Source organism: Leisingera sp. CC-HEC096, from assembly GCF_059429235.1.
This window is the reverse complement of record NZ_JCAIJS010000001.1, coordinates 422,584-438,596: the sequence shown is the minus strand read 5'-3', so window position 1 is coordinate 438,596 and position 16,013 is coordinate 422,584. Positions and strand designations below refer to the sequence as shown.

The following is a 16,013-nucleotide window of genomic DNA, read 5'->3' as shown; positions in this document are numbered from 1 at the left end:
CACCTCCTTGAATCTTCGCTCTCGCCGCAAAACTGCCCGCGGCTGCAAACGCGGAAAGCCGATACGGCCCGCCCCGGTTCCTGCTCCAGGGCGCGGTGTCAGGCTTCGCCCAGAACGTCCAGCACCGCGTCCTCGATCATCTTCAGGCAAGGCCCGTCCGAGAACCGGTGGTCGGCATCCTTAACGAGGTTAAGCCGCATGTCCGGGCACGTCGCATGCTCCAGCAGCCGCAGCGCGGTGCGGGTGGAAACCGCCGTATCGGCTGTCCCCTGCAGGCAGCGCACCTTGAACGGCAGAAACAGCGGCGAGCGCAGCACCAGCCGCTTGCGCCCGTCCTCAATCATCCGCTTGGAGATGTGGTAGGGCTCCATGTAGTCGCTCGGCAGCTCCACATAGCCGCGGCTCTCCAGCTCCGCCTTCTGCTCCGCCGAGAAATTCGCCCAATACCCGTCCTCGGTGAAATCCGGCGCGGCGGCGATGGTCACCATGCCTTTGATCCGTTCCGGTATCTCCCGCGCCAGCAGCAGCGCCTGCCAGCCGCCCATGGAGGAGCCCACCGGCACGATCTCGCCCTCGGTCAGTTCCTCCACAGCCGCCAGCGTGTCTTCGTGCCAATCCCCGATACAGCCTTCTTCGAATGTGCCCGAGCTTTCGCCATGGCCGGAGTAGTCAAACCGCAGAAACGCCTGCCCGCGCGCCTTGGCCCAGGCCTCCAGATGCACCGCCTTGGTGCCCTCCATGTCCGACTTCAGCCCGCCCAGAAACACCACGCACGGCCCCTGCCCTTCGCTCTTGTGATAGGCAATCCGGCGGCCCTGGGCGGTGTCGAGAAAAGAAGTGGCGGGCATGTCTTTGGTCTCCTGTCCTTTTCCTCAAGATGTGGCACGGCTTCGCCTGCCCTGCAAGCGGCAGCACTGCGCGCTTGCATGCCCCCTGCCGTCCTCCTTATGGTCCGCCAAAATTTTCCGGGGGACCACGGGCATGTTCAAGATCTTCAAAACCGCCGCGCTGGCCGCCGCCATTCTCGCGGTGGCGCTGGCCACCGCCTGGGCCGCGCTGGCGCTATGGTACCGGCTGCCCTTTGGCACTCTGCCGCGCGCCGCCCTGTCGGGCGGGTTTGCCCTGCTGGGCGTTGCCGTCATGGCAGGCCTGTTCCGCAGGCACGCCCTGCGCGCTCTCACGACCTTTGCCCTTGCGCTCGCGGCGGTGATCCTGTGGTGGTCCACCCTCACCCCGCCCGAGCACGGCAACTGGTCCCCCGACGTGGCCCGCCAGGTCACCGGCGAGGTGCAAGGCGATACCCTCACCCTTACAGGTGTCCGCAACTTCACCTGGGAAACGCCCGAGGACTACAAGGTAAACTGGGAAACCCGCAGCTACGACCTGACTGCGCTGCAGACCGTGGACCTGTTCATGTCCTATTGGGCGGGGCCGCAGATGGCGCATATGATCGTCAGCTTCGGGTTTGAAAACGGCGAGCAGATCGCCTGGTCGGTCGAAGTGCGCCGCCAAAAGGGCGGCGGCTTCTCCCCCGTTGCCGACATGTTCAAATCCAACACCCTGGTGCTGATCGCCGCGGATGAGCGCGACCTGATCGGCACCCGGACCAACGCCCGCGGCGAAGACGTGCAGCTGTTCCGCATCGGCGTCAGCCCCGACACCGGCCGCGCCCTGCTGCTGCGCTATGTAGCAGCCGCAAACAGCCTTGCCGCGCAGCCGCAATGGTACAACTCGCTCACCACCAATTGCACCACCGTGGTGATGGCGCTGATCCGCACCTTCGCCGCCGAGGTGCCGCTGGACTGGCGGGTTCTGGCCAACGGCTACCTGCCGGAGTACGCTTGGGAGCAAGGGGTGCTGGATCAGTCCCGCAGCGTCGAAGAGCTCCGCGCCCTCGGCAGCATCACCCCCATCGCCCAGGCGCATGGCCTCACCCCCGACTATTCCGCCGTGATCCGCGACGGCGTCCCTTCGCCGGCACGCTGATCCGCGATCCATTCATCTGGCTGGATATACCCCGGGGAGCGCGAGGTGCCGGCCCCTCGCTCATCGCCCGGCAGCCGTGATACCCGCCGGCGGCTTTGGCGTCAGGACAGGCCGGCAGCCGGTGTTCCGCTGACCTTCTGCGTCTGCAAGCGGCCAAGCAAGCTTTGAATCCTGCCCAAGGCTTCCTTAGTCCGCACTGCCTTCTCCCGGCTCGCCCCGCCTTCGATATGCGCGCAATGCTCGTAGGACAGATGGCGCTGCGACAGGATCTCCCGGGACTGGCACAACGCGGTTTCAATCAGGTCCACATCTTCAACCGTCAGGTCAAAGCTCGGGTTCGGGCGGGTCATCGGAACACTCCTGGTATGTCCATCGGGCCTAAGATTTCGGCCACCCTGCCGCGGATCACCGCCCATGACAACGTTTTTTTCGTTATTTCTCATATAGTTAGCGGTATACATATTTGTGCAATCGCATACGCAAGCACACACTTGGATTTTCCGGCGCAATAACAATCACATGCAAAGCCGCCTTGACTTGCAGCCGCATTGACCGCAAAACGCGCGGACCAAACATATACCCGCAACCGGGCGTTCTGTGGGCGCCAAACCGACGAGGAGCAGCCAGCCAATGGCCCAAATCTCTCTCACCTTCCCCGATGGCAATGCACGATCCTACGACGCAGGCGTTACGCCCGCGCAGGTGGCTTCCAGCATTTCCACATCGCTGGCCAAAAAAGCCATCTCCGCCACCGTCAACGATCAGCACTGGGACCTGCAGTGGCCGATCGAAGCGGACGCCACCATCGCCATCCACACCATGAAGGACGAGGTGCAGGCCAATGAGCTGATCCGCCACGACCTGGCCCATGTGATGGCGCGTGCGGTGCAGGAAATCTGGCCCGACACCAAGGTCACCATCGGCCCGGTGATCGAAAACGGCTGGTACTACGACTTCGACCGGGCAGAGCCCTTCACCCCCGAAGACCTCGGCGCCATCGAAAAAAAGATGAAGGAAATCATCAACAAGCGTGATGAGGTCCGCACCGAGGTGTGGGAGCGCGACCGCGCGATCCAGCATTACACTGACAATAACGAGCCCTATAAGGTCGAGCTGATCGAGAGCATCCCCGGCGATGAGCCGCTGCGGATGTACTGGCACGGCGACTGGCAGGACCTCTGCCGCGGCCCGCACCTGCAGCACACCGGCCAGCTGCCGGGCGACGCGTTTAAACTGATGAGCATCGCGGGCGCCTATTGGCGCGGCGACAGCTCCCGCGCGATGCTGCAGCGGATCTACGGCGTTGCCTTCACCGGCAAGGAGAAGCTGAAAGCGCATCTCACCATGCTGGAAGAGGCCGCCAAGCGCGACCACCGCAAGCTGGGCCGCGAGATGGACCTGTTCCACATGCAGGAAGAGGCGCCGGGCCAGATCTTCTGGCACCCGAACGGCTGGAAGGTTTACACCACCCTGCAGGACTACATGCGCCGCCAGCAGGAAAAGGGCGGCTATGTCGAGGTGAACACCCCGCAGGTGGTTGACCGCAAGCTGTGGGAGGCCTCGGGCCACTGGGAGAAATACCAGGAGAACATGTTCATCGTCGAAGTCGACGAAGAGCACGCCCGCGAAAAGGCGGTAAACGCGCTGAAGCCGATGAACTGCCCCTGCCACGTGCAGATCTTCAACCAGGGCCTCAAATCCTACCGCGACCTGCCGCTGCGCATGGCCGAATTCGGCTCCTGCAACCGCTATGAGCCCTCGGGCGCGCTGCACGGCATCATGCGGGTGCGCGGCTTTACTCAGGACGACGCGCATATCTTCTGCGCCGAAGACCAGATCGAAGCGGAAACCAAGAAGTTCATCGACTTCCTGTCCGAGATTTACAAGGATCTGGGCTTTGAGAAGTTCTCGGTCAAATTCTCCGACCGCCCGGAGAAGCGCTCAGGCTCGGATGAGGTCTGGGACAAATCAGAGTCGGCGCTGAAGGCCGCAACCGAAGCGGCAGGCTGCGAATTCGAACTGAACCCGGGCGAAGGCGCTTTCTACGGCCCCAAGTTGGAGTTCGTGCTGACCGACGCCATCGGCCGCGACTGGCAGTGCGGCACCCTGCAGGTGGACTTCGTTCTGCCGGAACGCCTGGACGCCACCTACATCGGCGCAGACGGTGCCAAGCACCGCCCGGTCATGCTGCACCGCGCAACGCTGGGCAGCTTCGAGCGCTTCATCGGCATCCTGATCGAGGAGCACGCAGGCAAGCTGCCGTTCTGGCTGGCCCCGCGCCAGGTGGTGGTTGCCTCGATCACCTCCGAGGCGGATGACTATGTGATGGAGGTTGTCGCCGATCTGCAAAAGGCCGGTGTGCGCGCCGAGGCCGACATCCGCAACGAGAAGATCAACTACAAGGTCCGCGAGCATTCCGTGGGCAAGGTGCCGGTCATTCTCGCCGTCGGCCACCGGGAAGTGGAGGAGCGCACCGTCTCCGTCCGCCGCCTGGGTGAAAAGCAGACTAAGGTGGAAAGCCTGGAAAATGTTACAAAGGCACTGGCGGCGGAAGCCACCCCGCCGGATCTCCTGTAACAATTTCCCGCATTTTTAACGCAAGCGGCCCCCATCCGGGGGCCGTTTTGTTACAAGCCCCCATCAAATCCCCTAAAAACATAGGCTTACGCATCTTTGGCGCCCTCTTTCGGGTCACAAGCTCTGACGCGGATGTGAGACACGGCCTCGTGACTTAAAGTCCGGCAAACCTCGGGTTAGTGTTTTCCTGTCAACACGACACCGCACGTTAAACCGAAAGGAATTCACGAGATGTCGACCACCGCAAAATCCCTGGCCGTCGCCAGCGCCGTTGCCGCCGCCCTGACCGCAGCTTCCACCATCCCCGCTGCCGCCGGCACCAAGGAAAAGTGCTATGGCGTGTCGCTGGCAGGCCAGAACGACTGCGCCGCGGGTCCCGGCACCACTTGCGCAGGCACCTCGACCGTCGACTACCAGGGCAACGCCTGGACTCTGGTTGACGCAGGAACCTGCGAAGGCATGGAACTGCCGGCCACGGCAGACGGCAGCGAACGCAAGGGCTCGCTGGAGCCGCTGGAGCGCGACCTGCCGGCATAATTAACGTTGGATTTTGGGGGCGGGAGTGCGAATTCCCGCCCCTTTTGCACCCGGACACAGGACCCGCCATGCTTGACGCCGCAGCACATGACAAACTGCCCGCCGCCCCCGGCGTTGGTTACAAGCCGCAGCATTTTGCCCGGATCACTTCGGATCCCGGCACGGTCAAGTGGCTGGAAATCCACGCGGAAAACTACATGGGCGACGGCGGCCGCCCGCTTGCGCAGCTGCGTCGCCTTGCCGAACACTTTGCCATGTCGGTGCACGGTGTCGGCCTCTCGATCGGCGGCGAAGGGGCGTTGGATTCCGATCACCTCGCCCGGCTCAAGCATCTGGTCGGCTGGCTGAACCCCGCCAGCTTCTCTGAGCATCTGGCCTGGTCCACCCACGACAGCCACTTCTACAATGACCTGCTGCCGCTTCCCTACACGGATGCCAGCCTGCAGCGGATCTGCGACCACATTGACGAGGTGCAGGAGACCATCGGGCGGCGGATGCTGCTGGAAAACCCCTCCAGCTACCTCGCCTTTGCCGAAAGCACCTGGTCCGAGCCGGAGTTTCTGGCGGAAATCTCCCGCCGCACAGGCTGCGGGCTGCTGCTGGACGTGAACAACGTCTTTGTTTCGGCCACCAACCTCGATTTCTCCCCCCAAGGCTACATTGACGCCTTCCCGCTGGACAAGGTCGGCGAAATCCACCTTGGCGGACATGACGAGGATGAGGACGGCCACGGCCGCCCCCTCCTGATCGACAGCCACGGGTGCGAGGTGGTGGAACCGGTTTGGGCGCTTCTGGACTACACGCTCGCCAAATCCGGTCCCAAACCGGTGCTGATCGAATGGGACAACGACGTGCCGGACTGGCCGGTCCTTGAGGCCGAGGCCGCCCGCGCCGCAGCCGCGCTGGAGCGCATCCCGGCATGAGTGTGAGCCAAGCAGATTTCACCCGCGCCATGATGGATGCGGGCCAGCCAGTGCCGGAGGGGCTCACCGATCACGTCGGCGAACCCGCGGGCCGCCGCTTCAGCGTATACCGCAACAACGTTGCCGTATCCCTGACCGAGGCAATGCACAGCGCCTTTCCGGTGATTGCCAAGCTCTTGGGCAAGCAGAACATGGACGGGCTGGCGGGCATCTACCTGCGCCAGCACCCGCCGTCTTCGCCCCTGATGATGTTCTACGGCGAACACTTCCCCGCCTTCCTGGAAGGCATGGAGCAGCTCCAGCACTTGGGTTACCTCGGCGATGTCGCGCGGCTGGAGCTGGCCCTGCGCCGCGCCTACCATGCCGCCGATGCTGCTCCCATCGCGCCCGAAACGCTTGGCGCGCTGCCGCCGGATGCGCTGCTGAACACCCGGCTGGCGCTGGCGCCGGCAGTGCAGGTGCTGCGCTCGCCCTGGCCCATTCACGCCATCTGGCGCTACAACACCGAGGAGGGCGCGCCCAAGCCAGCCCCCCAGGCCCAGGACGTGCTGATCACCCGTCCCGAATTCGATCCCATTCCCCAGAACCCGCCGCCCGCTGGCGCGGTCTGGATCCGCGCCCTGATGGCGGGCGCCACCATCGGCGAGGCAATGGAACACGCCGCCGCCGAAGACGAAGCATTCGACCTGGGTGCCACACTGGCCCTGCTGTTGCAGGGCGGTGCGGTAACGGGCCTGGACAGCAAAGGGTAAGACCATGCACGCACTTGTCTCCACATACAATTCCATCACCGGCAAAGCCGACGATCTGTCGGGTTTCCTGGTCCCGACCCTGGCACGGCTGGTCTTTGCGGCCGTCCTGCTGGTCTACTACTGGAACTCCGCCGGGCTGAAGATCGACGGCTCGATCTTCTCCCCCTCGGCCGGTGCTTTCGGGCAGATCTTTCCCAAAGCGGCTGAGGAAGTTCTTTATGACGTCTCGCAGATGAATATCTTCCAGCGGCTGGTGATTTTTGCCGGCACCGTGGCCGAATACGTGCTGCCCGCACTGATCCTGATCGGCCTGCTGACCCGCCTGGCCGCACTCGGCACCATCGGGTTCATCTGGGTGCAGACTCTGGTCGATGTCACCGGTCATGGCGTCAAGCTGGGCAGCCTGTTCGACAACAGCATCGGATTGATCGACCAGCGTGTGATGTGGACCTTCCTGCTGCTGGTGCTGGTGATCAGGGGCGCTGGCCCGCTGTCCGTCGATGCGCTGCTGCACCGGGTGACCAAACCCGCCGCCGCCTGACGACCCGCCCGGCCTGAAACGAATTAAGGCGCCCTGCCCCCGGCAGCGGCGCCTTTTTCGTCCCCTGGCAGGTCTCAGAAATGCGCTTTGGGCTCATCCGGCTGCCCCGCGGCCAGCGCCATCAGCCCGGCGGTGACGGCAAAGCTGATCGGGAAGATGGTAAAGACGTTAAAGCCGAAACCCGCATACATGCCCGCCGCAGACCCCAGCAGCAGCACGCCGCCCCACAGGGCCCGCGCCCGCGCCATCGCTCCGCCGGCAATCGCCAGGAGCGGCGACAGCACAGCCAGCAGCCGCAGCTGCTGCACATTGCCAACCTGTTCGGCCAGCCCTTCGACCTCGCCGAAATGCTCGACCGCAGCGGTGTAGCCGTAGCCGAAAAAACCCACGATCATGCCGAAAATACCGGCGATGATCCCCAGTACCAGCGCTGCATTGCGCATCTTCAATCTCCCAAAATCTGCCGTACCGACATAGTCAGCCGGTCACGCGGCACCAAGGGCAGCGCGCGTGTTCTGATCCCAACCCAGGAATAATTCCCCGTCGCGGTCGATCAGCGGCCGCTTCATCAGCGCCGGATGCGCCCTCAGCAGCGCCATCGGCTCACCGCCCCGCTCCGCCTCGCTGAGCCCGCGCCAAGTGGTTGACCGCGTATTGACCAGCTTGGCGCCGAATTGCGCATATGCCGCCTCCAGCAGAGCGTCCGGCACCCCATCCGCGCGGATATCGACCAAGACCGAATCCGGTAGCTGCTTCAACGCCTTACGGCAGGTATCGCAAGTCTTCAGCCCGTAGATTTTCATGCTTCCTCCCTCCGCCCCACAGAGGGGCGAATACAATTTATGGTAGAATTCACCGGTTTCTCTTGATTTTTGCCCGGCCCGTGCAACACTCATGGCTGTCCGGCCTCACCCTACGGAAATTTGGCAGGGAACGTGCCGGATGCCTTGGGCAGCCCCCAAGGCAGAGTGCAAAGTAGAAGGAGACACGGGAAATGCCAAGCGGCACCGTGAAGTGGTTTAACACCACCAAGGGGTATGGGTTTATTGAACCCGATGAAGGCGGCAAGGATGTGTTTGTGCACATTTCCGCGGTGGAACGGTCGGGCATGACCGGCCTCGCCGACAATATGAAGATCGGCTACGAGCTGTCCGAAGGCCGAGACGGCCGGAAAATGGCTGCTGATCTCAAGGCGCTTTGATCAATTGATTATGCACTGCGCCCGGACTTGGGCTGGGCGCAGGCAATCGCGGGCAGCGCCTTCAGGCTCCGTTACGCCCGCCGCAAATACTCAACCATCACACAGGCCGGATCGCTCTCCCGCAGGAGCGTTTCGCCGGCCTTGATCCAATTGTCCGGGTCGAACTCGGGGAAGTAGGCATCGGCCTCTGCAACGGTCAAATCCACCTCGGTGATCAGCAGCCGGTCCGCCATGCCCAGCATTCCGCGGTAGATCCCCTCTCCGCCAATGCCGTAAACGCGCCTGTACCCTTGCGCATGGGCCTCCGCCACCGCCGCTTCGATCGACGGCAGCACGGTCTCCGCCGCATCAGGGTTCGAGGACACCACCAGGTTCAGCCGGTTCTTCAAAGGCTTCACCGGCAGGCTGTCCCAGGTGTTGCGGCCCATGATGATGGCACCGCCCAGAGTTTCGCGCTGAAACGCCTTCAGATCCTCCGGCGCAAACCAGGGGATGTCATTGTCCTTGCCAATGGCCCCGTTGCGCGCCCGCGCAGCGATCAGGGTAATCATGAGAGCTTTCCTTTGAAATCAGACCGCAACCGGCGCTTTGATCACCGGATCCGGGTCATAGTTCAGGATCTCGAAATCTTCATACTTGAAATCGAAGATCGAGCTGACCTGCCGCTTGATCCGCAGCTGCGGCAGCGGCTTGGGCGTGCGCGACAGTTGCAGCTGCACCTGCTCCACATGGTTGGAATAGATATGCGCATCGCCCATCGTATGCACGAAATCCCCCGCCTCATACCCGGTCACATGCGCCAGCATGGCCAGCAGCAGCGCGTAAGAGGCGATGTTGAACGGCACGCCCAGGAACATGTCGGCGGAGCGCTGGTACAGCTGCAGATGCATCTTGCCGCCCGCCACCCGCACCTGCCACAGCGTGTGGCAGGGCGGCAGCGCCATGTCCGGCACATCACCCGGGTTCCAGGCCGACACGATCAGGCGGCGGCTGTCGGGGCTTTTGCGGATCATCTCCACCAGATCCGCGATCTGATCGACGCTGCCGGCGCGGTAAAGCGGCTCATCCCCCATTGTGCCTTCGGCCAGTTCAAGCTTGGGAAACCGGCGCCACTGATGGCCATAAACCGGACCCAGATCACCGTTTTCATCCGCCCATTCGTCCCAGATCGAAACGCCGTTTTCTTTCAGGTAGCGGATGTTGGTGTCGCCTGACAGAAACCACAGAAGCTCGTGGATGATCGAGCGCAGATGCAATTTCTTGGTGGTCACCAGCGGGAACCCATCGGCCAGGCTGTAGCGTGCCTGCATCCCGAAACAGCTCAGCGTGCCGGTGCCGGTGCGGTCGTCCGACGGCACGCCATTGTCCAGAATGTGGCGTAGCTGATCCAGATACTGCTGCATGGAGCCCCCCTGGTTTTTACCGGATTATCACGCTCCGCAATACCCGCTGGCTGGCCAGCCGCCAAGGGGAAAAATAACCGCTGCGCCCGCCCTGCTGCACAATATATGCCACGCTCAGCCCGCGCGAAACCTACATACAGGTAGCGCATCCGCCACGGTTGCACCGGAATCCGCAGTGTTCAATTGACTTTGCCGCAGCGCCGCCCGAAGGTGGCGCAAAACGATAAAGATATTGAGGTAGAGGCAGATGAGGCGGTTTTGGCTAGGGATCGCGGCGGCGTCCGCGCTGTCCGCGTGCGGCGGGGGCAACCCTTTCATCACGAGTGACGATGACCCGACGGACGTCACCGGAACGATCCCCGAAGATCTTGCGGGGGATGTGGACAGCGTCAGCTACAACGCCGCCGATCAAACCCTGACGGTAACAGGTGTTGGCTTGGATGACTCTCCGTTCTCCGCCACATACGTGCGCAAGCCGGCGCTCGACCGGGCCGGTTATGAAGCCTACACCGTCCAGGACAACGCATTGACGGAACATTCCACTGCCTATGTGCGCGAAACCGAAGGCGGCTATGCAACAGTGGTCGTGACCGGCGGGCAATTCGGCTATTTCCAGGGCGGCACCACCTACGGCCGCAGCGGCAACTATTCTGCACCGGACACCAGTCAAAGCGGCACAGGCATTGTCAGCTACGCCGGCAGCTACGTTGGCCTGCTGAACGTCGACGGCGACAAAGGCGACCTGATCGATCCCTCCAACGGAACCGACCCGTCCATTCTGCCCGGCCAGGCGGCTGAGGTTACCGGCGATGTCTTCATCAACGCCGATTTCACCGACAACCGGGTCAAGGGCAGCATCTACAACCGCCAGATTACCGATCAGCCCTCGACTGCGGTCGAAGACATCGCCCTTACCCCCACCGACATTGCCTCTGACGGCAGCTTCACCGGAGACCTCTCCAATAACGGCAGTTCAGTCGGTCAATATGGCGGCGTCTTCTCCGGGTCCAATGCCGCCGCAGTCGCCGGTTCCATTCACGCCACCGACCACATCAGCGCCCTTAGCGGCGGCACGGTTCCCATTGAAGAATACGGCATCTTCGTCCTGGACTCCTGCGATGGCGCCAGCGCGGACCCGGCCTGCCCCTAAGCCATGCGCAAGGCCGTTGCGGCATGTCTGATGCTGGGCCTGACAACGGCCCAGCCCTCCGCCCAGGAGACCAAACAGCCCCAGATGCACCTGTCGCTCCAGCAGGGGCATGTTCTGGCAGCCCACGCGCTGCGCTCCGGCAACCCGCAGCTGGCGCTGCGGCTGTCGGATGCGCTGCTGCAGGCTGACCGCAGGAATCACGTCGCCTGGCATCTTCAGGCCGCCGCCTATGCACAGGCGGGACAGCCGGGAAAAGGCCGCAAATCCGCTGCCCGCGCCTTCCGCTTTGCCCCCGACAGCGCCACCAAATACCAGATGGCCCAGCTTGCCTCCCGGCTGGCCTTTCAGGGCGGCAGCCCGGTCCTGTCGCAGTACTGGCTGCGCCGCACGGCAGTGTACGCACCAGACAACAAAGCCGAGGAGCTGATCGCCAAGGACTATCAAGCGCTGCGGCGTATCAGCCCCTGGTCCTTCCGGCTGACCGGCGGTCTGAAGCCGTCGAACAATGTGAACAGCGGCTCCGACGCCGCCACACAGGAAATCGACGGTCTCTCCTCGCATGAAAACAGGTTCGGGCCACGGGCCATTGCCCTGTCCGGCCTGACGGGAACCCTTGATGCGGGCATAACCCGCCGCCTGCGCCAAAGCGACGCCAGCCTGACCACGGTCAGCGGACGCCTGTACGTGCAGCGGGTGGCGCTGTCCTCCAGCGCCAAGGAAGAAGCGGCAGACCTCGCCGCCAGCACCGGAACCACAACGCCGCGGAACTCCGAATTCGGATCGACCTATGGCGAGATCACCCTGAGCCACGCCTTCGCCGCCGGCCCCGCGGAAAAGCGCGGCAGCGCCCGGGTTGCCCTGACAGCCGCCACCTCCTGGTACGGCGGCCAAAGGAATTACAATCTTGCGAAACTGTCCGCTGCCCGGAGCTGGGCCTTGTCCCCCCGCAGCTCTCTCACCCTCAACGGCAGTGCCGAACACCGCCTGGACCCGCGTTTGGCCACCTTGAATGCCGACGTCTTCGGCCTGGGCGCATCATTGTCCCGCAAGCTCGAAAACGGCAGCAGCCTCAGCTTCTCACTCGGCCTGCGCGACACTCAGGCCGACAGCGTGAACTCAAGCGGCCATACCGCCACCTTCCGCGTCGGCTATGCCTTCGGGCAGTTGATAGGCCCCGCCAGGATCAGCACCGGCCTGATTCTGGGGACCGCAGATTACCCGGACCACACCTTCTTTGATGGCAGCACCTGGCAACCCATTCCCGGCGGGCGCAAGGACCACTCTGTCTACGCCGATCTGAACCTGTTCTTTGAAGACTATGACTACGCCGGATTTGCCCCGATGCTGCGGGTCCGGGCCGGCAAGCGCAGCTCCAACCACAGCCGCTTCGACAGCTCGGAATTCTCCATCTCCCTGGGGATCGAGTCAAAATTCTGAGACCGCCCGGCGCTTTTACTGGCCTTCGCGCCCTGCCCCGCTAAAGTCCCTGAAAGTGATAACAGGAGACCCCCATGCCCCTCAAATATCTGCACACGATGGTCCGGGTGAAAGACCTGGAGAAATCCATGGCTTTCTATGAGCTGCTGGGCCTCAAGGAAACCCGCCGCTGGGAAAATGAGCAGGGCCGCTTTACCCTGGTCTTCATGGCGCCGCCGGGCCAGGAGGAAACCCCGCTGGAGCTGACTTACAACTGGGACGGCGACGAGGGGCTGCCGGATGACAGCCGCCATTTCGGCCATCTCGCCTATGGGGTGGACGATATCTATGCCACCTGCCAGCATCTTATGGACAATGGCGTCACCATTAACCGGCCGCCGCGTGATGGGCACATGGCGTTCGTGCGCTCGCCCGACAATGTCTCGATCGAGCTGCTGCAAAACGGCGACTCCCTGGCTCCGGCAGAACCCTGGGCAAGCATGGAAAACACCGGCCACTGGTAACCGCCCGGGCAAGCCGCAGGCGTCCCGCGGATCACCCGCGGCCATTGCCATACTCTATGCGCGAACGAAACAGCCCTCCGGCTTGCACCGGAGGGCGTCAGGCGGCGGCGCGGGATGCGCCATCGTGCGGCGCCTCAGGCCCGGCGGACTTTATTTCCGCATGTAACGGTCACACCCGTACCCTTTGCGGCGATGAAAGGGCTGCCGCCGTCGGGACCGTCGTCATCCTCTTCGCCTCCGTCATCGAGTATGGCCGCCCGCATATCGTCCAGGTCGGCGCTGTGCATAAGGCCTGCGCCGCTGAGCGGATGGGTAAACTGAAACATCACCGCCCCCTTACGCGGATTGCTGCTGCTTGAAGCCAGGCAGCCCGGTGCGGCGCAGTTGGCCCAGGCAGCGCATGATCTCATCCTTGGTCCGCAGGCGCTGGCGCTTAAGCCCCTGCAGCATCATGCTGCACGGCGACGGGCGTTTCAGCTCTTTGGCGATTTTCGCCTTCAGCGACTGATGCTTCAGGCGCAGCTTGGCCAGTCTGACCTGCAGCGAGAAAACCTTTACCCGTGGACTGTTCTTCATCAATTGCCTCCTTTTGTCCGGTATCCGGCGACGCGGCAAACCGCGGCCTCCCTTTCAAGATGGGCTGGCGTTACCCTTTAAGAACCCAATAGTATTGCTGATAAAGATAGGTTTTACCTATTCAATGCGAGGAAGGGCCACACATGCCGGAGATCACCCTGCGCCAGCTCCGCTATTTCGCAGTCCTCAGCAAGGCGCTGCAGTACCGCAATGCGGCACGGCAGCTGGGCATCAGCCAACCCTCCCTCAGCCTGCAGATCGCCGCCCTGGAGAAGGCGCTGGACACACGCCTGATCGAACGGCGGCGCAGCGGCCTGATCCTGACACCGGCAGGCCGGGACACCGCGGCCCAGGCCGAAAGGATCCTTCAGGATGTGGAGCGGCTCAGCCAAACGGCCGGGGCCTCCGGCAACCAGCTTGAGGGCACTCTGCGGCTGGGGTCTTCGCCGACCATCGGCCCCTACCTGCTGCCGCGGGTGCTGCGGCGGCTGCATCAGTCCTTTCCGGACCTCAAGCTGGTCATCCGCGACGCCCCCCCGCGCGAGCTGACCGAGGATCTGCTGGCGGGCAGGCACGATCTGATCCTGACCCAGCTGCCGGTCCCGCGCGATGACATCCGCCATACGTTCCTGTTCCGCGAGCCGCTGAGCCTGGCGGTGGCGCGCGACCATCCGCTGGCGGGCCGGGAACGGGTGAGACCTGCGGACCTGGACGGGGAAAGCCTGCTCAGCCTGAACCCGTCCTACACGCTGAGCCGTCAGGTTTCGCACCTCAGCGCGGCGTCAGGCGCAAACCTGCGCGAGGATTTCGAGGGCACCAGCCTCGATGCGCTCCGCCAGATGGTGTCGCTCGGCATGGGCGCAACTCTGCTGCCTGCGCTTTACGTCGAGTCGGAGGTCAAACGCGGAGAAGGCGACGTCGCCGTGGTCCCCATGCAGCCGGTGCTTTACCGGCAAGCCGGGCTCGCCTGGCGCCGCAGCAGCGGCAGCCCGCCCGCCTTCCTCAAGCTTGCAGACTTCATCCGCAGCGTTGTCGAACAGGAATTCGCCAGGCAGGTGATCCTCTGATCCAGGCAACGCAGCCCCTGCCACGCTACTACTGACAGCCGGCAACCGAAGCTAAACCGCTCTGCTCCCGTCCGCTGCCTCGGCTCCTCACGCACAAACAAACCCGGCCGCTGCCGGTGGAGGGCCGGACCCGTCCAGCCACGCCTCCAGGCCCTGCGCTTCAGCCTGCCGAGGTGCAGGCAATCGCATAGCTTCCCAAAACGCAAAAAACCGGTACAGCGCCTGTCTGGTGCTGTCCGCGCCCGGCGGTGCAAAGACCCGCCTTCCGGTTTCCTGCAAAACATCACAACGTCAACCACGCCCCGCGGCAGAGGATTCCCCTGCCCTTGCGGCAAAACACACACCCGGTAACAAGGGCGGTCACTTCTGCAACCTTCAGCCGTGGCCCCTTCCCGGATCCCGGCACTTTACCCTTCAATCCAACCGGAGCACGGTTTCCCCTCATGCCCCGTTTCGGCCTGCCGGTGCTTTGCCGGCATTTTTTTGCGGCCCGTTGCCCGCCGGGATGATCGCCCGGCCAGCGCCTTAGTAAATATAGCGGATCTGATCCGACCAGTAGCGCTCCACCCGCTTGAGCGAGGCGGTAATGTCCTCAATGCCCTGCGAAGAGATCACGTTCTTGCCCTCCAGCCCTTCGGCATGGCGGGAGAACAGCGCCGACACGATATCGCGGATTTCGCGGCCGCGCTGGGTCAGGCGCACCCGCACCGAGCGGCGGTCAATCTCGCAGCGCTGGTGGTGCATATAGCCCATCTCGACCAGCTTCTTCAGGTTGTAGCTGACATTGCTGCCCTGATAATAGCCGCGGGTCTTCAGTTCCCCGGCTGTCACCTCATTGTCGCCGATGTTGAACAGCAAGAGCGCCTGAACCGCGTTGATTTCCAGCACGCCAACGCGTTCAAACTCGTCCTTGATGACATCCAGCAGCAGACGGTGGAGACGCTCGACAAGGGCCAGCGCCTCCAGATAGCCAGTCATGAAACCTTTGCGGTCCGTCTGGCCAATTGGCATTTCCATACTCATTCGCATCTCCGACTCGAATTTGCTTCTGAGACAAGATGCCAACAATTCCCGAAAAATCAGTTAAGCCGGGATTTTATTATTTTTGGTGCGTTTGCGCTATGTCTGCGATCAATGCGCGGAACCGCTCATGCGGTTCCGCCTGGCCGGTCACCCACTGGTACAGATCCTGGTCGTTTTCGTGCAGCAGCTGGTCATAAAGATCCAGCTGCGCAGCGTCCATCTGCTCCAGATTGGCGGCTGCAAAGGCCGACAGCAGGATATCCATTTCCTTGATACCCCGGCGCATAGAGCGCATCTTCAGCCGCTTCAGGCGGATGGTCCGGTCTTCCTGCATTTC

The 16,013-nt window shown here is 63.1% G+C and carries 21 protein-coding genes; 11 read left to right on the top strand and 10 right to left on the bottom strand.

Annotated elements, in window-relative coordinates:
• Positions 1-98 precede the first annotated feature (98 nt).
• A complete protein-coding gene (locus AC5STI_RS02180) occupies positions 99-848 on the bottom strand; it encodes an alpha/beta hydrolase (RefSeq protein WP_475051126.1) in 750 nt (249 codons plus the stop codon).
• A 133-nt stretch (positions 849-981) separates the two neighbouring features.
• On the opposite strand from AC5STI_RS02180, the gene AC5STI_RS02175 reads away from it, so the two are divergent.
• Positions 982-1,986, top strand: coding sequence for an Lnb N-terminal periplasmic domain-containing protein (locus tag AC5STI_RS02175; RefSeq protein ID WP_495445424.1), 1,005 nt, complete (start codon positions 982-984; stop codon positions 1,984-1,986).
• A gap of 101 nt (positions 1,987-2,087) precedes the next feature.
• On the opposite strand, the gene AC5STI_RS02170 is transcribed toward AC5STI_RS02175, so the two are convergent.
• Positions 2,088-2,336, bottom strand: a complete 249-nt coding sequence (locus AC5STI_RS02170; protein WP_475051124.1) for a hypothetical protein — start codon at positions 2,334-2,336, stop codon at positions 2,088-2,090.
• 280 nt (positions 2,337-2,616) lie between these two features.
• Between AC5STI_RS02170 and thrS the strand changes: the two genes are divergently transcribed.
• From thrS to AC5STI_RS02145, 5 genes are all read left to right on the top strand, one after another.
• On the top strand, positions 2,617-4,563 hold the full coding sequence (gene thrS, locus AC5STI_RS02165) for a threonine--tRNA ligase (RefSeq protein WP_490398516.1): 1,947 nt from the start codon (positions 2,617-2,619) through the stop codon (positions 4,561-4,563).
• Positions 4,564-4,794: 231 nt separating this feature from the next.
• On the top strand, positions 4,795-5,100 hold the full coding sequence (locus tag AC5STI_RS02160) for a BufA1 family periplasmic bufferin-type metallophore (RefSeq protein WP_475051121.1): 306 nt from the start codon (positions 4,795-4,797) through the stop codon (positions 5,098-5,100).
• A 68-nt stretch (positions 5,101-5,168) separates the two neighbouring features.
• Entirely contained in the window at positions 5,169-6,023 is an 855-nt protein-coding gene (gene bufB, locus AC5STI_RS02155) for an MNIO family bufferin maturase (protein ID WP_495445423.1), read from the top strand.
• A complete protein-coding gene (locus AC5STI_RS02150; protein ID WP_495445422.1) occupies positions 6,020-6,775 on the top strand; it encodes an HvfC/BufC N-terminal domain-containing protein in 756 nt (251 codons plus the stop codon). The genes bufB and AC5STI_RS02150 overlap by 4 nt, the downstream gene beginning before the upstream one ends.
• A 4-nt stretch (positions 6,776-6,779) precedes the next feature.
• Positions 6,780-7,316 (top strand): DoxX family protein, encoded by a 537-nt coding sequence (locus tag AC5STI_RS02145; RefSeq protein WP_475051115.1) that lies wholly within the window; start codon positions 6,780-6,782, stop codon positions 7,314-7,316.
• A gap of 74 nt (positions 7,317-7,390) precedes the next feature.
• Here the strand turns inward: AC5STI_RS02145 and AC5STI_RS02140 are convergent, their stop codons facing one another.
• Together AC5STI_RS02140 and AC5STI_RS02135 are read right to left on the bottom strand one after the other, a co-directional pair.
• Positions 7,391-7,759: a hypothetical protein gene (locus AC5STI_RS02140; RefSeq protein ID WP_495445421.1), complete on the bottom strand. Its 369-nt coding sequence runs from the start codon at positions 7,757-7,759 to the stop codon at positions 7,391-7,393.
• Between the two features lie 42 nt (positions 7,760-7,801).
• Complete coding sequence (locus tag AC5STI_RS02135; RefSeq protein WP_495445420.1) at positions 7,802-8,119, bottom strand: ArsC/Spx/MgsR family protein; 318 nt, start codon at positions 8,117-8,119, stop codon at positions 7,802-7,804.
• A gap of 191 nt (positions 8,120-8,310) precedes the next feature.
• Here AC5STI_RS02135 and AC5STI_RS02130 point away from each other — a divergent pair, with 191 nt between their 5' ends.
• On the top strand, positions 8,311-8,517 hold the full coding sequence (locus tag AC5STI_RS02130; protein WP_475051112.1) for a cold-shock protein: 207 nt from the start codon (positions 8,311-8,313) through the stop codon (positions 8,515-8,517).
• Between the two features lie 71 nt (positions 8,518-8,588).
• Here AC5STI_RS02130 and AC5STI_RS02125 read toward each other — a convergent pair whose 3' ends face one another.
• Positions 8,589-9,068 (bottom strand): dihydrofolate reductase, encoded by a 480-nt coding sequence (locus AC5STI_RS02125; protein WP_495445419.1) that lies wholly within the window; start codon positions 9,066-9,068, stop codon positions 8,589-8,591.
• An 18-nt stretch (positions 9,069-9,086) separates the two neighbouring features.
• On the bottom strand, positions 9,087-9,920 hold the full coding sequence (locus AC5STI_RS02120) for a thymidylate synthase (RefSeq protein WP_475051110.1): 834 nt from the start codon (positions 9,918-9,920) through the stop codon (positions 9,087-9,089).
• Between the two features lie 247 nt (positions 9,921-10,167).
• On the opposite strand from AC5STI_RS02120, the gene AC5STI_RS02115 reads away from it, so the two are divergent.
• The 3 genes from AC5STI_RS02115 (at position 10,168) to AC5STI_RS02105 (ending at position 13,010) form a co-directional block, all read left to right on the top strand.
• Entirely contained in the window at positions 10,168-11,070 is a 903-nt protein-coding gene (locus AC5STI_RS02115) for a HupA family protein (RefSeq protein ID WP_495445418.1), read from the top strand.
• 3 nt (positions 11,071-11,073) lie between these two features.
• Positions 11,074-12,507 carry a surface lipoprotein assembly modifier gene (locus AC5STI_RS02110; protein ID WP_495445417.1) on the top strand — a complete coding sequence of 478 codons (1,434 nt, stop codon included), beginning with the start codon at positions 11,074-11,076 and terminating at the stop codon, positions 12,505-12,507.
• Positions 12,508-12,581: 74 nt separating this feature from the next.
• Positions 12,582-13,010: a VOC family protein gene (locus AC5STI_RS02105; RefSeq protein WP_475051104.1), complete on the top strand. Its 429-nt coding sequence runs from the start codon at positions 12,582-12,584 to the stop codon at positions 13,008-13,010.
• 134 nt (positions 13,011-13,144) lie between these two features.
• Here AC5STI_RS02105 and AC5STI_RS02100 read toward each other — a convergent pair whose 3' ends face one another.
• Positions 13,145-13,336, bottom strand: coding sequence for a hypothetical protein (locus AC5STI_RS02100; protein ID WP_495445416.1), 192 nt, complete (start codon positions 13,334-13,336; stop codon positions 13,145-13,147).
• A gap of 10 nt (positions 13,337-13,346) precedes the next feature.
• Positions 13,347-13,586, bottom strand: coding sequence for a YdcH family protein (locus AC5STI_RS02095; protein ID WP_475051102.1), 240 nt, complete (start codon positions 13,584-13,586; stop codon positions 13,347-13,349).
• Between the two features lie 143 nt (positions 13,587-13,729).
• Between AC5STI_RS02095 and AC5STI_RS02090 the strand changes: the two genes are divergently transcribed.
• Positions 13,730-14,653, top strand: a complete 924-nt coding sequence (locus AC5STI_RS02090; RefSeq protein WP_475051101.1) for a hydrogen peroxide-inducible genes activator — start codon at positions 13,730-13,732, stop codon at positions 14,651-14,653.
• Positions 14,654-15,178: 525 nt separating this feature from the next.
• Here AC5STI_RS02090 and AC5STI_RS02085 read toward each other — a convergent pair.
• Positions 15,179-15,676 (bottom strand): MarR family winged helix-turn-helix transcriptional regulator, encoded by a 498-nt coding sequence (locus AC5STI_RS02085; RefSeq protein ID WP_475051100.1) that lies wholly within the window; start codon positions 15,674-15,676, stop codon positions 15,179-15,181.
• A 76-nt stretch (positions 15,677-15,752) separates the two neighbouring features.
• On the bottom strand, positions 15,753-16,010 hold the full coding sequence (locus AC5STI_RS02080) for a succinate dehydrogenase assembly factor 2 (RefSeq protein ID WP_495447719.1): 258 nt from the start codon (positions 16,008-16,010) through the stop codon (positions 15,753-15,755).
• Positions 16,011-16,013: the final 3 nt, after the last annotated feature.